A 19,620-nucleotide genomic window follows, 5' to 3' on the forward strand; every position below is an offset into this window, starting at 1 on the left:
GGGGAGGGGTGCGGTTTACCCGACGGTAACGAACCCTGGGTTACTCGTGGTAGCAGCCGTCAGGTTACGGTTCGGTAATAGGACGGACAGTCGGCAGAGGTCCGGGGCAGTGCGCGCGCGGGAGGGCAGGGGGCGGCGCCGGTGCCGTCGCGAGGAGACGAGGAGCCCGCGGCGGACGCCGCGGGCTCCGGGGCTCGGGGGCTCGGGGTGAAGGGGCGTGAGGGGGTCAGGCCGGGTTCCGCCGGGTCCACCACAGCAGCAGGGCCCCGGCGGCCAGCAGCAGCCCGCCGAAGACGGCGGGCCAGAGGTGGGCACCGGTCGCGGCGAGTCCGCTCTGGACCGCCTGGGGCTCGGTCTGGGGCGCCGTCCGGCCGCCGGTGGCCGGGGTCTGCTGACCGCTGGGGGCGGCGGTGGGGGCGGCGGCAGCGGTGGCGGTCGGCGGGGCGGCAGCAGTGGCGGTGGCGTTCGGCGCCTGGGTGTCGGGCCGCTGCGTCGCCTTGCTGATCACACCGCCGCCCGACGACTTCGTGGTCGTCGTATGCCTCGGCGACACGCTCGCGTCGACTTTCGGCAGCTCGGTGGCCCCGGCGGCGGGGGCGGTCTGCGTGGCCGGGGTGCCGGCCGGCGGCTCGGACGACGGCGGCCGGGCCGACGGTTGCCCGGACGGCGGCTGCTCGGTCGCCGGCTCGGACGGCTCGGCGCTCTGGGTCTGGGCCGGCGGGGCGACCGGGCTCGCGGTCTCGCTCGGGGTCGGCTCCGCGCCCTGGGACGGCGGCTGCTCGGCGGCCCCGGCCCCGCAGGTCCGGCCGGAGTTGATGCAGTCGACCATCGTCCGCATCAGGCTCTCGTCGAAGACGTTGATGAAGTCGCCGTGGTCGGTGACCGGCTTGTGCAGCTGCTCAGGGAAGGAGTCCACGGCGAACAGCGGGACGGTACGGCCGCCGTCCGCGAGGCTCGGCGCGTCCACGGCGTAGACGATGCGCTGCACCAGCTGCGGGATGGCCCGGAAACCATCCGGGCAGCTGCCGTCGGGCGCCTCGAACGCCACGTGGGTGCGGTGGTTGGCGCTGTCGATGTTCCGGCCGTCCCAGCAGCTCTGGAACCTGAACGTGCGCACGACGTCGCTGCCCGCGGGGCACAGCGGGTACTTGTCCTTGAGCTGGCGGTTCTCGTAACCGGTGCAGCTCCAGGAGGCGTTGGCGTTGGCCGGCCCGTTGACGAACGCCTTGGCGTCGCCGGTGATGATGCGCAGCAGCCGCGGCATCTCGGTGACCTTGGAGGTCGGGTTGCCCTCGAAGGTCAGCGTGACCTGCTTGGCCGTGACGATCTGCCCGGCGTTGCCCTCGGTGCCGCCGCCCGGCTTGTCGGCGTCCCGCTCCTGCTTGCCGTTCTGCAGCCGCAGCACGGGCCAGTAGTACGTGGACCTGTCGCCCTTGTCGGCACAGCTGGTGTCGGCGTTCGCGAGGTCCTGGTCGCTGGCGAAGGCGTTGTTGGACTGGTTGCCGATGTAGTCGTGGAAGTGGTGGGCGCCGTTCGAGACACCCGGCGCGACGATCACGTTGTCCGAGTTGAACAGGCCGTTCGCGTTGACACCGCAGCTGGAGGAGAAGGTGCCGGTGGAACCGCCGGGCTGTTCGGCCGGCGTGGTGACGTTCGGCTGGACGGAGGTGATGTCCGCGTAGTCGGCGGCGACCGGGCCGTTGCCGCCCTGACCGCCGGCGCCCTGGCTCGGCGCGGCGCTGCCCTGACCCTGGCCGCTCTGGCTCGGCGCGGCCCCGTCCTGGGGTGACGCCGGCTGCCCGGTGCCCTGGTTCGAGGAGCTCAGGGTGCAGGCGGCGAGGTCGTCCAGGCCCTGCGGGCGGTCGGCCTCGCGAGCGATGGCGTCGGCGATGCGCTGGATCGACGCGGACCGCTGTTCCTTCAGCGGGTTCATGATCGCCTGGTCGGCGAGGCCGGGGTTCTGCTCGATCGCCGCGGCGGACTGGGTGAGTTGCTGGTAGGCGGCCGCGACCTGCTGGTCCAGCTTGGCGAGTTCGCCGTCGACGTCGGCGCGGGCCCCGTCGGGCACCGTCGTCAGCCGGCTGCCGACGTCGGGGCAGTAGATGGTGGGCGCGGACAGCACCTGGCCGGTGGCGACCCGGGTCTGCTGGTCCCCGCCGCTCTCGGTGGCCGAGGCGTAGACGTTCACCGCGACCAGTCCGCCGCCGCCGAGCATCAGTGCGACCGCTGCGAAGGTCGCGCGTCGTGCGCCGGTCGGACGTCTGCGCCTGTTGCGTCTCAAGGTCGTCCCCTGGGTCTGAGTGCGGCCGGGCATGGAAATCCCCTGCCCCATACGGCCCTCGACGCCACCGTGTTCAACAGAATCGCGAATTCACGGCGACCTCACAGAAATCGGGAGTCACGCACCGGCGGCGAAGAAGGAAAAGGCGACTGACGGCGACGAGCCGGTGACCCTGCGAAAGTGATCGATGAGCGCGAAATGCCGTCCCGTACGGTCGAGTTCCGAACGCTACGACGAACATCACAAATACGTATCGGACATTACGCACCTCAACCTTCACACGAGTGACACAAGTTGGCTAAGTTGACGTTTAAGCCGTTCGGCTCCCCCCGGCGAACCCCGCCGGGCCGCGCGGCCTCCGCCGAGTCCGGTGCCCCACAGGGGCGAACACGGAGCCGGGGACCCAACCGAACCACTGGGGTGAATCGGCCGACCGTCCGTCAGGACAGGGGCCGTAGGGCATGCCTTCCGGATTCGACCGCCCGAACCCGACAGCTAACCCGGTAGGCGGAGTACGGAAGGAGCACGACCCCTCAATGGCGCCCGAGAGCCGTGACGAGGTTCGACAGCGGATCGACAGCCTCTACGACCAGGCCGAGAACGCCACCGGGAACTACAACGCCACGCGCGCGGCGGGCGGGGGCTCGCGCTCGCGCGGTGTCCCGCTGTTCAAGCGGCCTCGCCGTGACGACCCGGGCCTCGACAACATCGCGCGGGAGTGGTTCGAGGGGGCGCGCGCGAAGCTGGGGCCGAGCGTCCCGGCCGCGCTGCCCACCGACCGGATGCCGGAGCGGCCCGGTCCACGGCGGCCGGTCAGCGCCATGGCGGCCGACCTGCTCGCCCAGCTGGAGGACTCCGGTCCGGCGCGGCTGGAGCTGACCGCGGGGTCCGGGCAGAGCGAGGTCGAGGTCGTCCGCGAGCTGCCGGCCCGGCCGAAGCTGGAGTTGACGGCCGGGTCCGCCGGGGCAGTGACCGCGGCCCCTTCGGATGCGTCCAGGGCCCTGCCCTCCGCCGCACCGCAGCGGCCCACGCCGGGTGCCTTCAAGACCAGGAACCAGCTCAAGCTGGCCAAGGCGCGCGAGATGCTGTCCCAGCGCACCGGGCCGCGCGCGGTCGCCGCGCTCGAACCTGCCCAGGTTCCGGCTGCCCAGCCCGTGCCGCAGCCGCCCAGCCCCTGGCCCACACCCGAGAGGCAGGCCCCGGCGGCGCCGCAGTGGCAGGCTCCCGCCGTCGGCATACCCAGCCAGCGCACCGGCAGCGACTCCGCACGGACCGACGCCCTCGCCGCCACCCGCGCGCTCCCGGCCGTGACCGAGACGGGCGGCATCCCGATCGTGTCCCCGTCGGACACCGGCACGTTCCGCATCATGACCCCTGGCGGCGCCGACAGGGCCCCGCGCCGAGCCACCCCGGATCCCAGCGGCTTCCGCGTCATGACCCCGGGGAACATCGACGCCACCCCGGCCCAGCCCACCCCGGACACCAGCGGCTTCCGCGTCATGACCCCCGGAAGCGCCGACACCACCCCGAACCAACCCGGTCCGGACACCAGCGGGTTCCGCGTCATGACCCCCGGAAGCGCCGACACCACCCCGAACCAACCCGGTCCGGACACCAGCGGGTTCCGCGTCATGACCCCGGGGAACGCCGACGCCACCCCGAACCAGCCCACCCCGGATCTCAGCGGCTTCCGCGTCATGACCCCCGGGAACATCGACACCACCCCGAACCAACCCGGTCCGGACACCAGCGGGTTCCGCGTCATGACCCCGGGCGGCTCGGGCGGCGGGACCTACCAGAGCGCGTCTTCCCTGGATGCGGGCGTCTCCCAGGCCCCGACCCCGGGGGACTCCGGCTCCTTCCGGATCATGACGCCGGGCGCCACGGGCTCGTTCCCGATGCCGACCCCGGCCGACGCGGGCGCCTTCCCGAACCCGGACGCCGTGAGCACGAGCGTCCTCCCGCCCGTGGCCCCCACGAACAGCGGCGCCTTCCCCACCGCCGCCACCACCGACAGCGGCGCCTTCCCGACCGCGACGCCCGCCGCTCCCGCCCCGGCACCGGGCCCGATGGACCTCGGCGGCTTCCGGGTCATGTCGCCGAACGCGCCCGCCGCCTACGCCGAGGTGCCCCAGGCCGCCGCCGACACCGCCTACGCCACCGGCGCGTACACGTACCCCACGGCAGCCCCCGCCGCCCCGGCGCCCATGGCTGCCATGGCTCCCATGCCGTCGGCCCCCTCCTTCGCCGCGGCACCCGCCGCCGGCATGACCGGCGGCTACACCGCGGGCCCGCAGCCCGCCGAGACCGGCTACGCCTACGCCACCGCCGCGATGCCCACGGCAGCGCCCGCCGCCGCGATGCCCGCGCCGATGCCGACGCCGATGACCGCCCCCATGCCGGCGGCCATGACCGCGCAGCCCGAAGCGATGACGGCCGCGATGGCGACGGCGACCGCATCGGCACCGGCACCGGCGCCCCCCATGGCGATGCCGCCCCTCCCCCCGGTCGTCACGGCGCCGCTGCCCACCACCCCCCTGGCGACCGCGCCCGCGCAGGTCGCCGCCCCGGCTCCGGCCGCGGCCATGACCGCACCCGCGCCCATGGCCGCGCCCGTCGCCTTCGCCGAGCCGGGCAAGGCCATGAAGGCGCTCGCGTTCGCGCGGGAGCAGATCGGCCGACCGTGTGTCTGGGGGGCGACCGGGCCGGGAGCGTACGACTGCTCCAGCCTGACCCAGGCCGCCTGGCGCGCCGCCGGGGTGACGCTGCCGCGCAGCGCGCCGGAGCAGACCCTGGCCGGCACCCCGATCACGCTGGCCGCCGTCGAACCGGGCGACCTGATCTTCTTCTTCGACGACGACAGCCACGTCGGGATCTACGCGGGTGGCGGCACGATGGTGCACGCGCCCAGCCCCGGCGCGCTCATCCGCGAGGAGTCGATCTACAACGCCGGGGAGTCGGCCATCCACCGGGTGATCCGCCCGGCCTGACCGAGCGGCCCCGGGGTCAGACCCTCCGCCGCCGCGCGCGCCAGCTCTCGTGGTGGTCGAGGAGGGTCTCCTCGACCGGCCGGTAGACGAGCCCCAGTTCGTCGACGCTTCGGCTGTTGTCGACGCGGAAGCGGATGCCGAGGTGCTTGCGTATGTAGTCCTGGGTGAGGCCGAAGAGCGGACCGAGGACGCGTACCGGCGCGTGCGGGAGCGCGGTGCGCGGCAGGCGCGGGTCCCAGGGGTGGCGGGTGCGGATGATCCGGGACATCTCGTGGAAGGACGTCATCGTCTCGTGGGCCACGATGTAACGGCCCCGGGCCGCCGGGTTCTCCGCCGCCGCGATGTGCGCGTCGGCCACGTCACGGACGTCCGCCGTGGTGAAGCTGAAGTCCGGGGCGCCGTAGCAGAAGTAGCCCTTGAACAGCTCGTCCAGGAGGAAGAGGCTGCCGGACTCGGAGGCGGGGGTGAGCGAGGGGCCCAGGATCAGGCCGGGGTTGATCGAGACCATGCGCCAGCGGTCCTGGGCGGCCTCGGCGTCCCAGGCGGCGCGCTCGGCGACGGTCTTGGCGTAGTGGTACGGGTTGTTCTCCACCGTGCTGGTGGTGTTGAAGTACTTCTCGGTCAGCACCTCGCCGGGCATCTCGCGCACGTCGGCGTAGTCACCGAAGATCGCGCCCACGGTGGAGGTGAGGACCAGGGTCGCCACCTCGGGGGTGCGCTGCACGCTGCCGAGGACGTTGCGGGTGCCGAGCAACGCCGGGTCCACGACGTCCCGTCGGCCGTCCTTGATCCGCTCGGGCATCAGGAACGGCGAGGCGACGTGGAAGACGGTGGCGCAGCCGCGGAAGGCCTCGTCGAAGGAGCCGTCCCGGAGCAGGTCGGCCTCGAAGAGGGCGAGTTGACCGGGGAAGGCCTCCTGGAGCTCCCACAGCGGCCGCGTCTTCGCCGCGTCACCGGCGCGGCGGACGGTCGCCCGGACCCGGTACCCGCGCTCCAGCAGCCGCCGCACCAGATGACTGCCGACGAATCCGCTGCCGCCGGTCACCGCGACGGTCGTCTCCCCGCGTGCGTCCACGCTTCCACCCCTCGCCCTCGGGCCACCGCGCCTCGGTGCGCCGCAGGAGGACAGGGTGATGCATGGGCCGGGCGTCCGCCAAGCACCGGGAGGCCGCTGCGCGGCCCCGGAAGCCGGAAGCCCTGGACCGGAAGCCATGAGTGAGAGGCCATAAGCCGGGCCCGATACACCTCATAAGATCGCCTTATGAGGTCATAGAGCGGACCCGCGTACCTACTTAGGACTGCCTTAGTTTAGGCTTCCCGTTCGAGATCGACTGTCCGCACTCGATCGACTGTCTCCGCTCGAAGGGAACCTGATCATGCCGCGCCCCCTGCGGGTAGCCATCGTCGGAGCCGGCCCCGCCGGGATCTACGCCGCCGACGCCCTGCTCAAGTCCGAGGTGGCCGCCGAGCCCGGCGTGTCCATCGACCTCTTCGAGCGGATGCCCGCCCCGTTCGGCCTGATCCGGTACGGCGTCGCCCCCGACCACCCGCGGATCAAGGGCATCATCACGGCCCTGCACCAGGTGCTGGACAAGCCGCAGATCCGCCTCTTCGGCAACGTGGACTACCCGACCGACATCAGCCTCGACGACCTGCGCTCCTTCTACGACGCGGTGATCTTCTCGACCGGCGCCACCGCCGACCGGGAGCTGCGGATACCCGGCATCGAGCTGGACGGCTCCTACGGCGCCGCCGACTTCGTCTCCTGGTACGACGGCCACCCGGACGTGCCCCGCACCTGGCCGCTGGAGGCCGAGAAGGTCGCGGTCCTCGGCGTCGGCAACGTGGCCCTGGACGTGGCCCGCATCCTCGCCAAGACCGCCGACGAACTGCTGCCGACGGAGATCCCGCCGAACGTCTACGACGGCCTCAAGGCCAACAAGGCCCTCGAAGTCCACGTCTTCGGCCGCCGCGGCCCCGCGCAGGCGAAGTTCTCCCCGATGGAGCTGCGGGAGCTGGACCACTCCCCCACCATCGAGGTCATCGTCGACCCCGAGGACATCGACTACGACGCGGGCTCGATCGAGACCCGGCGCGGCAACAAGCAGGCCGACATGGTCGCCAAGACCCTGGAGAACTGGGCGATCCGCGATGTCGGCGACCGCCCGCACAAGTTGTTCCTGCACTTCTTCGAGTCGCCGGCCGAGATCCTCGGCGAGGACGGCAAGGTCACCGGCCTGCGCACCGAGCGCACCGCGCTGGACGGCACCGGCAACGTGAAGGGCACCGGCGAGTTCAAGGACTGGGACGTCACCGCGGTCTACCGCGCGGTCGGCTACCTCTCCGACAGGCTGCCCAAGCTGCCCTGGGACATCGAGTCGGGCACCGTCCCGGACGCGGGCGGCCGGGTCATCGAGGAGAGCGGCAGCCACCTCCGGTCGACGTACGTGACCGGCTGGATCCGGCGCGGCCCGGTCGGGCTGATCGGCCACACCAAGGGGGACGCCAACGAGACGGTGTCCAACCTGCTGGACGACTACGCGAACGGCCGGCTGCACACGCCCGAGGCGCCCGCGCCGGAGGCCGTGGACGCCTTCCTCGCCGAGCGCAACGTCCGCTTCACCACCTGGGAGGGCTGGTACCGGCTGGACGCCGCCGAGAGGGCCCTGGGCGAGCCGCAGGGCCGCGAGCGCGTCAAGCTCGTCGAGCGCGAGGACATGCTGCGCGAGAGCGGCGCGTGAGGCGCTGAGGAACAGGGCCCGCCCCGAAGCGGATGGACGGGCGGGCCCCGTTCGCCGACCATTGTGCGGGGCGGCCCGGACCGAGGGCACGGGTGAACCGGCGTCGTACGACGCACTCCGCGCGCACCCCGGGTGCGGGGCGCACTCCCCGTGCGCGGGCGGCCCCCGCTCTGTGGGACACGCTCCGGGGCGGCGATACTGGAGGACGCAGCCGCCTCTCACCAGCAGATTGGGCCATGTCGAACTCCGCCGAAGACCGTGCCGTCCTTCCGCCGACCGTCTGGCCCGCCCGTGGCCGCCACACGGGCCCGGACTCCGAGAAGGTGATCCGCAGGATCCTGCGCCGCCGCAAGGAGACCGGCGCCCTCGACGACTTCGCCGAACCCCCGGTGCCCGACGCTCCCGCCCGGCGGGTCTTCGAGGCCCGCTGGCGCGTCGACGACGGCACCGTGACGGTGCGGGCCCGGCTGACCCTCGTCGACCCGCAGGGCCGGCAGGCGGGGCGCGAGTGGCAGCTCGTCGCCGAGGCCGAGCGGCCCTGGGACGAGGCCTGGCCCTCCCCCGCGGTGATGTTCTGGCCCGACGGCGAGGAGGCCGGTGACGGCGGCGAGGCCGCCTGGGACTACCTCCCGGCCGTGGCGGGCGTACGCCTGCGCACGGTCAACCCGCTGCCCGCCGACGACAAGGACATGCGCCGGGTGCTGCGGGACGCGGCGAAGGACGCCTGGTGCGTCAACCTCGTCGTGCACGAGGCGATGACGCCCGACGCGCTCGGCCGGCTGCCGCTGGTCCGGCAGCTGCCGCCGTCGCTCGCGCACCGCGTGGTGGAACACCGGGCCGCTCCCCAGCAGTTCCGTGCCGTCAACTGGGCGCTGCGCGACCTAGGTGCGGAGGTCCCACGCGGCGGCGCCGTGCTGCTGCCCCCGGAACCGGCGCCGGACGGCTACGACGCGCAGGAGTACGCGGTGCGCAGCGTCTTCCTGGACGGTTCGGAGCCCACCGAACTGTTCGCCGCCGTACGCCGGTTCCTCGCGCTGCCGAAGCCGGCGCCGCAGGGCGCCGAGGAGGCGCTGGCCGATCTGCGGGACAACTGGACGCTGATGACGCTGGAGGAGGAACTGGCGCGTGAGCGCAGGCGGGTGGCGCAGTACGCGGAGGCGCTGGAGGCCATGACCAGGTCCCGTGACCTGTACCGGGAGGCCGCCGAGCGGGCGGGCGAGGCGCTCGCCGCGCTCCGCGAGGCCCCTGTCCCGGCCGCACCGGCGGCCCGGCCCGCCTCCCCCTTCCAGCAGTTGACCCGTGCCTTCAAGGGGCTGCGGGCGCCGAAGGAGAGTTCGGGACCGGTGGCCATGCCGGGGGACGAAAGCGGGAAGACGGACCAGTGACAGGCCCCGGGCCGGATCGGGGCCGGACGACAGGACAGCCATGGACACCACCACGACCGTGCTCGTGATCTGCGGACTCGTCGCCGCGGCCCTGCTCGCGGGCGCCGTCGCGGTACTCGTACGGCTGGTCCGCACCCGGCGCACCCTGCGCCGGGCCGGCCTGCCGACCGGCTCGCGCTGGGTGTTCTGGGGTGCCGTGCTGTATCTGGTGCTCCCGACCGACCTGCTGCCCGACCCGATCTACCTGGACGACATCGGCGTCCTGCTGCTGGCCCTGCGCTCGATGCGCGCGGCCCTGCCGACCGAGGACCCGGAACTCTGATCCGATGCCCGGCACGCCGGCGGGGTGGCGCGGCTTGCCGAGGGGCTGCGGCCGGTGGGCCGGACTGAGCCGGCCGGCCACCGCAGGCCCGCGCCGGCCTCGGGCCGGGTCACTGAGGTGCGCTCCCGGGCCGTCGTGACGCATTCTTGCTGTGTCACCCACCCGGCGGTGCGCGGACGAGGTAGGACCCGATGACTGGGAGCGGCGAGCACGTGGGCCGGGCGCGTGAGCGCCTGACCGCGCTGCTGGTCGAGGCCTCGACCGGCGCCCTGGGCGCGGCGGGCGGCCACGTCGCCGGGGTGTACCTGCGCTCCGGCACCCCCGGACTGCTCCGGCTGGCCACGCTCGTGGGGCTCCCCGGCCCGCTGTTCCGGCCCTGGTGGCGGCTGCACGTGGACCGGCCGTTCCCGGTCGCGGACGCCTACCGGCTCGGGGTGCGGGTGGTGCTGCCCAACGCCACCGAGATGGTGCGCCGCTATCCCCAGTTCGCGGCGGGCCTGCCGTTCCAGTTCGGGTCGGTGTACACGCCCGTCCCCGGCGCGGAGCCGTCCTTCGGGGTGCTCACCGTGCTGTTTCCCGGCACCCCGGACACCGTGGACGAGCTGCCCGGCCTGGACCGGCTGCACCGGCTGGCCGAGACGCTGGGCGCCGGGCTGCGCGGACTGGTGGCCGTGGAGGGCGACGCGGCGGTCGCCTGGGAAGGCGACCCGGTGTGCGTACGGCCGCCGTCGACGCGGCCGGAGGCGGGAGCGGTGGCCCGGGTGGCCCGTTTCACCTGGGATCCGGCCACCTCGGCGGTGCGTCCGGACGACCGGCTGCACGCCCTGCTCGGCATGGCACCGCGGGACTTTCCCCGGACCGGCGCCGAGCTGGCCACGGCCGTGACGCCCGACGACGCCGATGACGGCGACGACATGCTGGCCGTGCTGCACCGGACCGCGGCCGGCAAGCCTCCGCACGCCCCGCTGCGGGTGCGCGCCACGGACGGCACCCCGCTCCTCCTGGAGCTGTGGCCGCCGCCCGGTGCCGCCGAGCCGTCCCTGGTCTCCGGGATCGTCATCGACATGGGCCCGGCCACCGTGGCCGACGGGGCGGCCGACCCGCTGCCCCAGGGCGTCTTCTGCCTGGACCGGTCCGGAGTCCTCCGTTACGCCAACCCGGCCGCTGTCCGGCTGCTGGGCCGGCCGCGCACCGAGCTGCTCGGCAGGCCGCTCTGGGAGGCGGTGCCGTGGCTGAGCGGGCCGCCCTACGACGACCACTGGCGGGGTGCGCTGCTCGCCAGCGGCCCGGTGCACTTCCAGGTCCGCCGCGGCGACACCCCCGACAGCGACTTCCTCGCCCTGTCCGTCCACCCGGGCCCGGACCAGATCGCCTGCACGATCACCCCGGCCGACCAGACCCCCCAGACCATGCACCTGCCCCCGCCCCCCGCCTCGGCGACCGAGGCCGGCACGGCGGCGGGGGGCGGCACGGCCGCAGAACGGGGCACGACCGCCGAATCCGGCACGACAGCCGGGGCCCGCACGGCGGCTGGGGCCGACATGGCGACGGGAGCCGACAGAACCGCAGAACCGGGCACCCCCACCGAACCGGGCAGGAGGGCCGCGGCCGACACGGCGGCCCGGACCCGCACGACCACCGAACCAGGCGCACCCGCCGAACCGGGCGCAACGGCCGAACCCGGCGCGGCAGCCGGGGCCCGCACGACCACCACACCGGGCGCGCCCGCCGGAGCCGGAACGGCGGCCGGGACCGGCGCGGCTGTCGGGGCCGACACGACCGCCGAACCAGGCACGCCCGCAGAAACAAGCACGACGGCCGAATCCGGCATGGCGGCCGGGGCCGTACCGGCGGCCGGGGCGGGTACGGCGGCCGGGGCGGGTGCGGCGGCCGGGGCCGGGTCGGTCGGGGGTGTCGGTGGGTCCTCTTTGGCTCCGTTGTACCGGCCCATCGCCCTGGCGATCGCGCTGACCGACGCGGTGACCGCCCGCCAGGTGTCGGCGGTCGTGACGCAGGAACTGCTCCCGGCGTTCGGCGGCGGCCGACTTGCCATCTACCTGCTCCAGGACCGGCACCTCTACCTGGCCTGGGAGAACGGCTTCCCGCCGGGCTTCCTGGCGCCGTTCGACGGGGTCGGCCTGGACGCCCCCATCCCCGGCGTGGAGACCCTCACCACCGGCCGGCCGCTGTTTTTCGAGTCGATGCGGAAGCTGGCCGAAACCTACCCGGGCCTCGCTCTGGACGCCGACGTGGGCGCCCGCGCCTTCCTGCCGCTGATCGCCTCGGGCCGCCCGGTCGGCACCTGCATCCTCGGCTTCGACGTGGAGCGCGGCTTCAGCACCGAGGAGCGCACCGTCCTCACGGCGCTCGCCGGCCTGATCGCGCACGCGATGGAGAAGGCCCGGCGCTACGACAGCGAGGCCGCTCTCGCCCGCGGTCTGCAGCAGGCGCTGCTGCCCCGCCGGCTGTCGGCGCACCCCCAGGTGGAGACCGTGGGCCGGTATCTGCCGGGCACCCAGGGCATGGACGTGGGCGGAGACTGGTACGACGTCGTCGGGGCGGGCGACGGGCTGGCCCTGGTCATCGGCGACGTCCAGGGGCACGGCGTGCAGGCGGCCGCCACCATGGGACAGCTGCGCAGCGCGGTCCGGGCGTTCGCGCTCAGCGACCGGCCGCCCGACGAGGTGCTGAGCGGCACCAACCGGCTGCTCATCGACCTCGACCCGGGCCAGTTCGCGAGCTGCTGCTACCTGCGTCTGGACCCCGCCACCGGGCGCTCCCGCATCGCCCGTGCGGGTCACCTGCCGCCCCTGCTGTGCGCCCCGGACGGCCGCACCCGCGTCCTGGAACTCCCCGGCGGCGTCGTGCTCGGGGTGGATCCGCGTGCCCGGTATCCGGTGACCGAGCTGGAGCTGGCACCGGACGCGATCCTCGCCCTGTACACGGACGGGCTGGTGGAGCGGCCGGGCGCCGACATCGACGAGGGCATCGCGGCGCTGGGCGCGGTCCTGGCCGAGGCGGGGGCGGCACCGGGGCGGCGCGGTGCCCGTACCCTCACCGGGGTGGCCGACCGGCTCACCGCCATGGCCCGGCACGCCACCGACCGCCCGGACGACGTGGCACTGCTGCTCGCCACCCGTCGGCCGGGGCCCGCGGACCGGGGGTGAGCGGGACGGAACGGGGTATCCGGCCGGTTACCCCGGGGGACGCTCTCGCCTCGCGGGGCCCGGCAGTGTAGACATGGGCTCATGGTCCGTCAGTCCGGCCGGTCCGACACTCGGCCGTCCCGTTCCGGGACTCCGCGCGCGCCGCTCGCCCGGCGGGAACCCGAGTCCGGCGGCCCTGGGCACGTCCGGTCCGGACGGCTGCGGTCCGCGCTGAGCGGGCGCAGCGTGGCCGGTCAGGTCTTCGTGCTGCACGTGGTGATCGTGCTGCTGCTGGTCGTCTCTGCCGTGGGGGTCCTGGTGCTGCAGGTGCAGCATGACAGCAGCACGGAGGCCCGCAACCGGTCCCTGGCAGTCGCCCAGACCTTCGCCGAGGCCCCCGGCACGGCGGCGGCGCTGCGGCTCCCCGACCCGACGAAGGTGCTCCAGCCGCGGGCGGAGGCGGCCCGCAGGGCGACCGGCGTGGACTTCATCGTGGTCATGAACACCGAGGGGATCCGGTACACGCACCCCAAGCCGGACCGTATCGGCAAGAAGTTCGTGGGAACCATCGGGCCGGCACTGGCCGGCGGGACCGTCACCGAGGAGGTGCACGGCACCATCGGGGAGCTGGTGCAGGCGGTGGTCCCGGTCAAGGACGCGGACGGCACGGTGGTGGGGCTGGTGTCGGCCGGCATCACCACCGCACACGTGGGCGGCACCGCCGACCAGCAGCTGCCGCTGGTGCTGGCCGCGGCCGCGGCCGCGCTGGCCCTGGCGACGGCGGGCACGGCGCTGGTCAGCCGGCGGCTGCTGCGCCAGACCCACGGCCTCGGCCCGGACGAGATGACCCGGATGTACGAGCACCACGACGCGGTGCTGCACTCGGTGCGGGAGGGCGTGCTGATCGTCGGCGGCGACGGCCGGCTGATGCTCGCCAACGACGAGGCACAGCGCCTGCTGGACCTGCCCGCGGACGCCGAGCGCCGCCTGGTCCGGGATCTGGGCCTGGACGCGGAGACGGCGACGCTGATCGCCTCCGGGCGGATGGCCACCGACGAGGTGCACCTGGTCAAGGACCGGCTGCTGGCCGTCAACCAGCGCCCCATCGAGGTGCGCGGCGGCCCGCCGGGCAGCGTCATCACCCTGCGCGACTCCACGGAGCTGCGTGCCCTCTCCGGCCGCGCCGAGGTGACCCGCGAGCGCCTGAACATGCTGTACGACGCGGGTGTGGGCATCGGCACCAGTCTGGACGTCACCCGGACCGCCGAGGAGCTGACGGAGCTGGCCGTGCCGCGGTTCGCGGACTACGCCACCGTCGACCTGTACGACGCGGTCCTCAAGGGCGACGAGCCCAAGCCCGGGGACGCGCTGCGCCGGGTGGCGTACGCGGGGGTCCGCAAGGAAGCCCCGCTGTACCCGGTCGGCGAGCGGTTCGAGTTCGTGCCGTCCTCGCCGCAGGGCCGCAGCCTGCGGACCGGCGAGTCCGTCGTGGAGCCCCGGCTGCGGGACGCGCCCGGCTGGCGGGCGCAGGACGTGGAACTGACCGGGCGGATCCTGGATTTCGGCATCCACTCGCTGATCACGGTGCCGTTGCGGGCCGGGAACGTGGTGCTGGGCCTGGCCAACTTCTGCCGTTCGGAGAAGCTCGCGCCGTTCGACGCCGAGGAGCGGGCCCTCGCGGAGGAGCTGGTGGCGCGGGCCGCCGTCTCCATCGACAACGCCCGCCGCTACACGCGCGAGCACAGCATGGCGGTGACCCTCCAGCGCAGCCTGCTGCCGCGCACCCTGCCCGCGCAGAGCGCGCTGGACATCGCCTACCGCTATCTGCCGGCCCAGTCGGGCGTGGGCGGCGACTGGTTCGACGTGCTGCCGCTGTCCGGGGCCCGGGTGGCGCTGGTGGTCGGGGACGTGGTGGGGCACGGGCTGCACGCGGCGGCGACCATGGGCCGGCTGCGCACCGCCGTGCACAACTTCGCGGCGCTCGACCTCCAGCCCGACGAGCTGCTGGGTCTGCTGGACGAGCTGGTGAGCCGTATCGACCAGGACGAGACGCCCGCGGACACCATGGCCACGATCACCGGGGCGACCTGCCTGTACGCGATCTACGACCCGGTGTCCCGGAGCTGCACGGTGGCCCGCGCGGGTCATCCGCCGCCGGCGCTGGCCCGACCGGACGGCGGCGTGGACTTCCCGGACGTGCCGGCCGGCCCGCCGCTGGGGGTGGGCGGGCTGCCCTTCGAGACGGCCGTGCTGGAGCTGCCGGAGGGCAGCAGCCTGGTCCTCTACACCGACGGGCTGGTGGAGGACCGGCAGCGGGACATCGACGAGGGCCTCGAACTGCTCGCCGGCGCCCTGGAGTCGGCGGCCGGCCGCACCCCCGACGAGACCTGCGCGGCCGTGCTGGAGCGGCTGCCGGCCCGCCCCAGCGACGACGTGGCACTGATCGTCGCCCGCACCCGGGCGCTCGGTGCGGACCGGATCGCCGAGTGGCAGGTGCCGGCCGATCCCGCCGCCGTCTCCGAGGTACGGGCCAAGGTGACCCGGCAGCTCGCCGACTGGGACCTGGAGGAGCTGTCGTTCGCCACCGAGCTGATCCTCAGCGAGCTGGTCACCAACGCCATCCGGCACGGCCGGGCGCCCATCGGGGTACGGCTGCTGCGCGACCGGACGCTGATCTGCGAGGTCTCCGACGGCAGCACCACCTCGCCGCACCTGCGGTACGCGGCGAGCACCGACGAGGGCGGCCGGGGCCTGTTCCTGGTCGCGCAGATCGCCGAGCGCTGGGGCACCCGCTACACGCCCGCCGGGAAGGTCATCTGGGCGGAACAGCCGGTGCCCTGACCGGCAGTGGCTCAGCCGAGCGCGCGGTCCAGGTTGAAGGCGGCGCTGATCAGGGAGAGATGGGTGAACGCCTGCGGGAAGTTGCCCTGTTGCTCGCCGGTGCGGCCGATCTCCTCGGCGTACAGGCCGAGATGGTTGGCGTAGGTGAGCATCTTCTCGAATGCGAGCCGGGCCTCGTCCACGCGTCCGGCGCGCACCAGGGCCTCCACGTACCAGAAGGAGCAGATGGAGAAGGTGCCCTCGTCGCCGCGGAGTCCGTCGGGGCTGGCCTGCGGGTCGTAGCGGTAGACGAGGGAGTCGGAGACCAGGTCCTCGGTGAGGGCGTCCAGGGTGGCCAGCCACTTGGGGTCGGTCGGGGCGATGAACTTGGCCAGGGGCATCATCAGGACCGAGGCGTCGAGGACGTCGCCGCCCTCGTGCTGGACGAAGGCGCCGCGCCGCTCGGACCAGCCGCGGTCCATGATCCGCCGGTAGACGGTGTCGCGGCACTGCCGCCAGCGGGGCAGGTCGGCGGGCAGGCCGCGCCGGTTGGCGAGGCGGATCGCGCGCTCGATGGCGACCCAGCACATCAGGCGCGAGTAGAGGAAGGTCTTGCGGCCGCCGCGCGTCTCCCAGACGCCCTCGTCGGGCTGGTCCCAGTGGTCGCAGACCCAGTCGACGAGGCGGGTGACGTCGTCCCACTGGGCGCTGGAGATGGGCTCGGCCCATTTGTCGTACAGGTAGATCGAGTCGATGAGGGCACCGTAGATGTCGAGCTGGAGCTGGCCCGCCGCGCCGTTGCCGACCCGGACCGGGGCGGAGCCGCAGTGGCCCTCCAGGTGGGTGAGCTCGCGTTCGGGCAGCTCGGAGCGGCCGTCGATGCCGTACATGATCTGGAGCGGACCGGAGGCGAAGCCGTCGCCGGGGCTGATGTAGGTGGTCACGAAGTTCATGAAGGCCGCCGCCTCGCTGCTGAAGCCGAGCCGCAGCAGGGCGTAGACGGCGAAGGCGGCGTCGCGGATCCAGACGTAGCGGTAGTCCCAGTTGCGTTCGCCGCCGAACTGCTCGGGCAGGCTCGTGGTGGGTGCGGCCACGATGGCGCCGGTCGGGGCGTAGGTGAGCAGCTTGAGGGTGAGCGCGGAGCGGTGCACCATCTCACGCCAGCGGCCCCGGTAGCGGGACTGGTGCAGCCAGCGGCGCCAGTAGCAGACCGTCGCCTCGAACTGTCGTTCGGCCTCGGCGCGGGCGCAGCCGCGCGGGGTGATGTCCTTGCCGGCCTGGTCGAGGGCGAAGACGGCGGACTCCCCCTCGGCGACCTTGAAGTCGGCGCAGACGTCCGGGCCGTCGCTCTCCAGCGCCACCGTGGAGGTGAGCAGCAGGGTCTGGTCCGCCGACTCGAAGCGGGCGGTGTCGCCGAGCAGGCGCAGGGTGTGCGGGTCGGCGCCGTAGTTGAAGCGGGGGGCTACCCGGACCCGGAAGGGCACGGTGCCGCGCACGCAGAGCACCCGGCGGATCAGCCGGTGCCGCTCGCACTCGGCCGACTCGCTCGTCACCGGCATGAAGTCCTGGACCTCGCCCACACCCTCGTCGGTGTAGAACCGGGTGATCAGCACGTTGGTGTCCGGGAAGTAGAACTGCTTGGTCCGGGCCGGCACGGTGGCGGCCAGGGCGAAGAACCCGCCGCGCTCCGCGTCCAGGACGGCGGCGAAGACGCTGGGGGAGTCGAAGGACGGCGTGCAGTACCAGTCGATCGTGCCGTCGCTGCCCACCAGGGCCACGCTGCGCAGGTCGCCGATCAGCCCGTGTTCGGCGATCGGCAGGTAGCGGGGGCTCCCGGGCGCATTCTGGTAGAACGGCTGCTCGGCCATCGTGACGGCCTCCCCGGTGCGACTGTAGGGTCACTTTACAGCCCAAAAGGGATGAATCGCTTCCCAGGATGCGCGGTGCCGTCGGGCGGGCAATCGTGAGAGTGTGCACCCGCTCCGCGAAGGAGGGACCATGTCGACCCCAGAACCCGAAGCGTCCCGGTCGCCCGACGACCGCGCCACCCCGGACTCCCTGCTGCACAGCGCCCCCGGCACCGGGGTGGCGCCCGAAGACCTGGTGATGGCGTCGGGCCGGGACGTCACCCCGGCCACGCTCGAATGGGCCAGGAAGAAGATCGAACGCGAGGGACCGAACTGCATCGAGCGGCTCCTGCCCTGACCGAGGCTGCGGCCGTGGGCGAGCGCGCCCGCCACCGCACCGGTCCCGGCGGGCCGAGGTGACGGCCGGGACCGGTGAGGCGCGCAACGGCCCCGGCCCGTACCGGATTTCATCCGAAGGTTGCCCGTTCACCCTTTCGAAGCGGGGGCGGCTGCTGACAGACTTCGCAGGGTGCCCGACTTCGACATGCTCGTCATCGGTTCCGGACCCGGCGGCCAGAAGGCCGCCATCGCCGCGGCCAAGCTCGGCCGCAGGGTCGCCGTCGTCGACAGCCCCGACATGGTCGGCGGTGTGTCCATCCACACCGGCACCATCCCCTCCAAGACCCTGCGCGAGGCGGTCCTCTACCTGACCGGTCTGACCCAGCGCGACCTGTACGGCCAGAGCTACCGGCTGAAGGAGGACATCACCGTCGCCGACCTGACCGCGCGCACCCAGCACGTGGTCAGCCGCGAGGTGGACGTCATCCGCAACCAGCTCTCCCGCAACCACGTCACCCTCTGCTCCGGTGTCGGCCGGTTCGTCGACCCGCACACCGTCGCCCTGCGCGAACCGAGCGGCAACGAGCGGCTGTTGAGCGCGGAGCACATCATCATCGCCACCGGCACCCGGCCGGCCCGCCCGGACAGCGTCGAGTTCGACGGCCGCACCATCATGGACTCCGACAACGTGCTCTCCCTGGAGCGGGTGCCGCGCTCCATGGTCATCGTCGGTGCCGGTGTCATCGGCATGGAGTACGCCAGCATGTTCGCCGCGCTGGGCAGCAAGGTCACCGTGGTCGAGAAGCGCGCCGGCATGCTCGACATGTGCGACGTCGAGGTCGTGGAGTCGCTCAAGTACCACCTGCGGGACCTGGCCGTCACCTTCCGGTTCGGGGAGACCGTCGCCGCCGTCGAACGGCATCCGCGGGGCACGCTGACCGTGCTGGAGAGCGGCAAGAAGATACCGGCGGACACGGTGATGTACTCGGCGGGCCGCCAGGGCCTGACCGACGGGCTGGACCTGGACAAGGCGGGCCTGTCCGCGGACCGGCGCGGCCGGATCGCGGTGGACGACCACTTCCGCACCGAGGTGCCGCACATCTACGCCGTCGGCGATGTCATCGGCTTCCCGGCGCTGGCCGCGACCTCGATGGAGCAGGGCCGGGTCGCCGCGTACCACGCCTGCGGGGAGCCGGTCGGCCAGATGGACAACCTCCAGCCCATCGGCATCTACACCATCCCCGAGATCAGTTTCGTCGGCCGGACCGAGGACCAGCTCACCGGGGAGAGCGTGCCGTTCGAGGTCGGGGTGGCCCGCTACCGGGAACTGGCCCGGGGCCAGATCATCGGCGACTCGCACGGCATGCTCAAGCTCCTGGTCTCCCCCGAGGACCGGCGGCTGCTCGGTGTGCACTGCTTCGGCAGCGGAGCGACAGAACTGATCCATATCGGTCAGTCGGTGATGGGCTGCGGCGGCACGGTCGACTATCTGGTGGACGCCGTCTTCAACTACCCGACGCTCGCGGAGTCGTACAAGGTCGCGGCCCTCGACGCCACCAACAAGCTGCGCCAGCTCGACCGGTTGGAGGACTGAGGAACCGGGCGCAACCCCGGCTGCCGGAGGGCGGGTTGTCACCCTCAAATGGCATATGTGATTACCGGTCGGTCAGCTTGAAAGGTCAAAGAGTGCCGCTATAGTCACACCCACACACGCGGTGTGACCGTTCGCCGACTCTGGGCACGCGGCCC

Annotated in this window: 11 protein-coding genes and 1 riboswitch; of the genes, 8 read left to right on the forward strand and 3 right to left on the reverse strand. The window is 73.3% G+C overall.

Going from position 1 to position 19,620, the window contains the following annotated elements; genetic code table 11:
* Positions 1 to 226: 226 nt before the first annotated feature.
* Positions 227 to 2,215 (reverse strand): DUF1996 domain-containing protein, encoded by a 1,989-nt coding sequence (locus AB0M11_RS25940; protein ID WP_365709464.1) that lies wholly within the window; start codon positions 2,213 to 2,215, stop codon positions 227 to 229.
* 415 nt (positions 2,216 to 2,630) lie between these two features.
* Positions 2,631 to 2,807, forward strand: a riboswitch (cyclic di-AMP (ydaO/yuaA leader).
* Between the two features lie 10 nt (positions 2,808 to 2,817).
* Between AB0M11_RS25940 and AB0M11_RS25945 the strand changes: the two genes are divergently transcribed.
* Complete coding sequence (locus AB0M11_RS25945) at positions 2,818 to 5,271, forward strand: NlpC/P60 family protein (protein WP_365709419.1); 2,454 nt, start codon at positions 2,818 to 2,820, stop codon at positions 5,269 to 5,271.
* 16 nt (positions 5,272 to 5,287) lie between these two features.
* On the opposite strand, the gene AB0M11_RS25950 is transcribed toward AB0M11_RS25945, so the two are convergent.
* The gene (locus tag AB0M11_RS25950) at positions 5,288 to 6,346 is read right to left on the reverse strand and encodes an NAD-dependent epimerase/dehydratase family protein (RefSeq protein WP_365709421.1); all 1,059 of its coding nucleotides are present in this window, start codon (positions 6,344 to 6,346) and stop codon (positions 5,288 to 5,290) included.
* Positions 6,347 to 6,647: 301 nt separating this feature from the next.
* On the opposite strand from AB0M11_RS25950, the gene AB0M11_RS25955 reads away from it, so the two are divergent.
* From AB0M11_RS25955 to AB0M11_RS25975, 5 genes are all read left to right on the forward strand, one after another.
* Positions 6,648 to 8,012, forward strand: coding sequence for an FAD-dependent oxidoreductase (locus AB0M11_RS25955; RefSeq protein WP_365709423.1), 1,365 nt, complete (start codon positions 6,648 to 6,650; stop codon positions 8,010 to 8,012).
* 236 nt (positions 8,013 to 8,248) lie between these two features.
* On the forward strand, positions 8,249 to 9,397 hold the full coding sequence (locus tag AB0M11_RS25960) for a hypothetical protein (RefSeq protein WP_365709425.1): 1,149 nt from the start codon (positions 8,249 to 8,251) through the stop codon (positions 9,395 to 9,397).
* Between the two features lie 40 nt (positions 9,398 to 9,437).
* Complete coding sequence (locus tag AB0M11_RS25965) at positions 9,438 to 9,719, forward strand: YkvA family protein (RefSeq protein ID WP_365709427.1); 282 nt, start codon at positions 9,438 to 9,440, stop codon at positions 9,717 to 9,719.
* A gap of 191 nt (positions 9,720 to 9,910) precedes the next feature.
* Positions 9,911 to 12,886, forward strand: a complete 2,976-nt coding sequence (locus AB0M11_RS25970) for a SpoIIE family protein phosphatase (RefSeq protein WP_365709429.1) — start codon at positions 9,911 to 9,913, stop codon at positions 12,884 to 12,886.
* An 81-nt stretch (positions 12,887 to 12,967) separates the two neighbouring features.
* Positions 12,968 to 15,706: a SpoIIE family protein phosphatase gene (locus AB0M11_RS25975; RefSeq protein ID WP_365709431.1), complete on the forward strand. Its 2,739-nt coding sequence runs from the start codon at positions 12,968 to 12,970 to the stop codon at positions 15,704 to 15,706.
* Between the two features lie 11 nt (positions 15,707 to 15,717).
* Here AB0M11_RS25975 and AB0M11_RS25980 read toward each other — a convergent pair whose 3' ends face one another.
* A complete protein-coding gene (locus AB0M11_RS25980; RefSeq protein WP_365709433.1) occupies positions 15,718 to 17,553 on the reverse strand; it encodes a glycoside hydrolase family 15 protein in 1,836 nt (611 codons plus the stop codon).
* A 130-nt stretch (positions 17,554 to 17,683) separates the two neighbouring features.
* On the opposite strand from AB0M11_RS25980, the gene AB0M11_RS25985 reads away from it, so the two are divergent.
* Both AB0M11_RS25985 and sthA read left to right on the forward strand, forming a co-directional pair.
* A complete protein-coding gene (locus AB0M11_RS25985; RefSeq protein ID WP_365709435.1) occupies positions 17,684 to 17,890 on the forward strand; it encodes a hypothetical protein in 207 nt (68 codons plus the stop codon).
* A gap of 171 nt (positions 17,891 to 18,061) precedes the next feature.
* On the forward strand, positions 18,062 to 19,465 hold the full coding sequence (sthA, locus tag AB0M11_RS25990) for a Si-specific NAD(P)(+) transhydrogenase (protein ID WP_365709437.1): 1,404 nt from the start codon (positions 18,062 to 18,064) through the stop codon (positions 19,463 to 19,465).
* Positions 19,466 to 19,620 lie beyond the last annotated feature (155 nt).

This window comes from Streptomyces sp. NPDC051987, from assembly GCF_040680735.1.
Classification (GTDB): Bacteria; Actinomycetota; Actinomycetes; order Streptomycetales; family Streptomycetaceae; genus Streptomyces.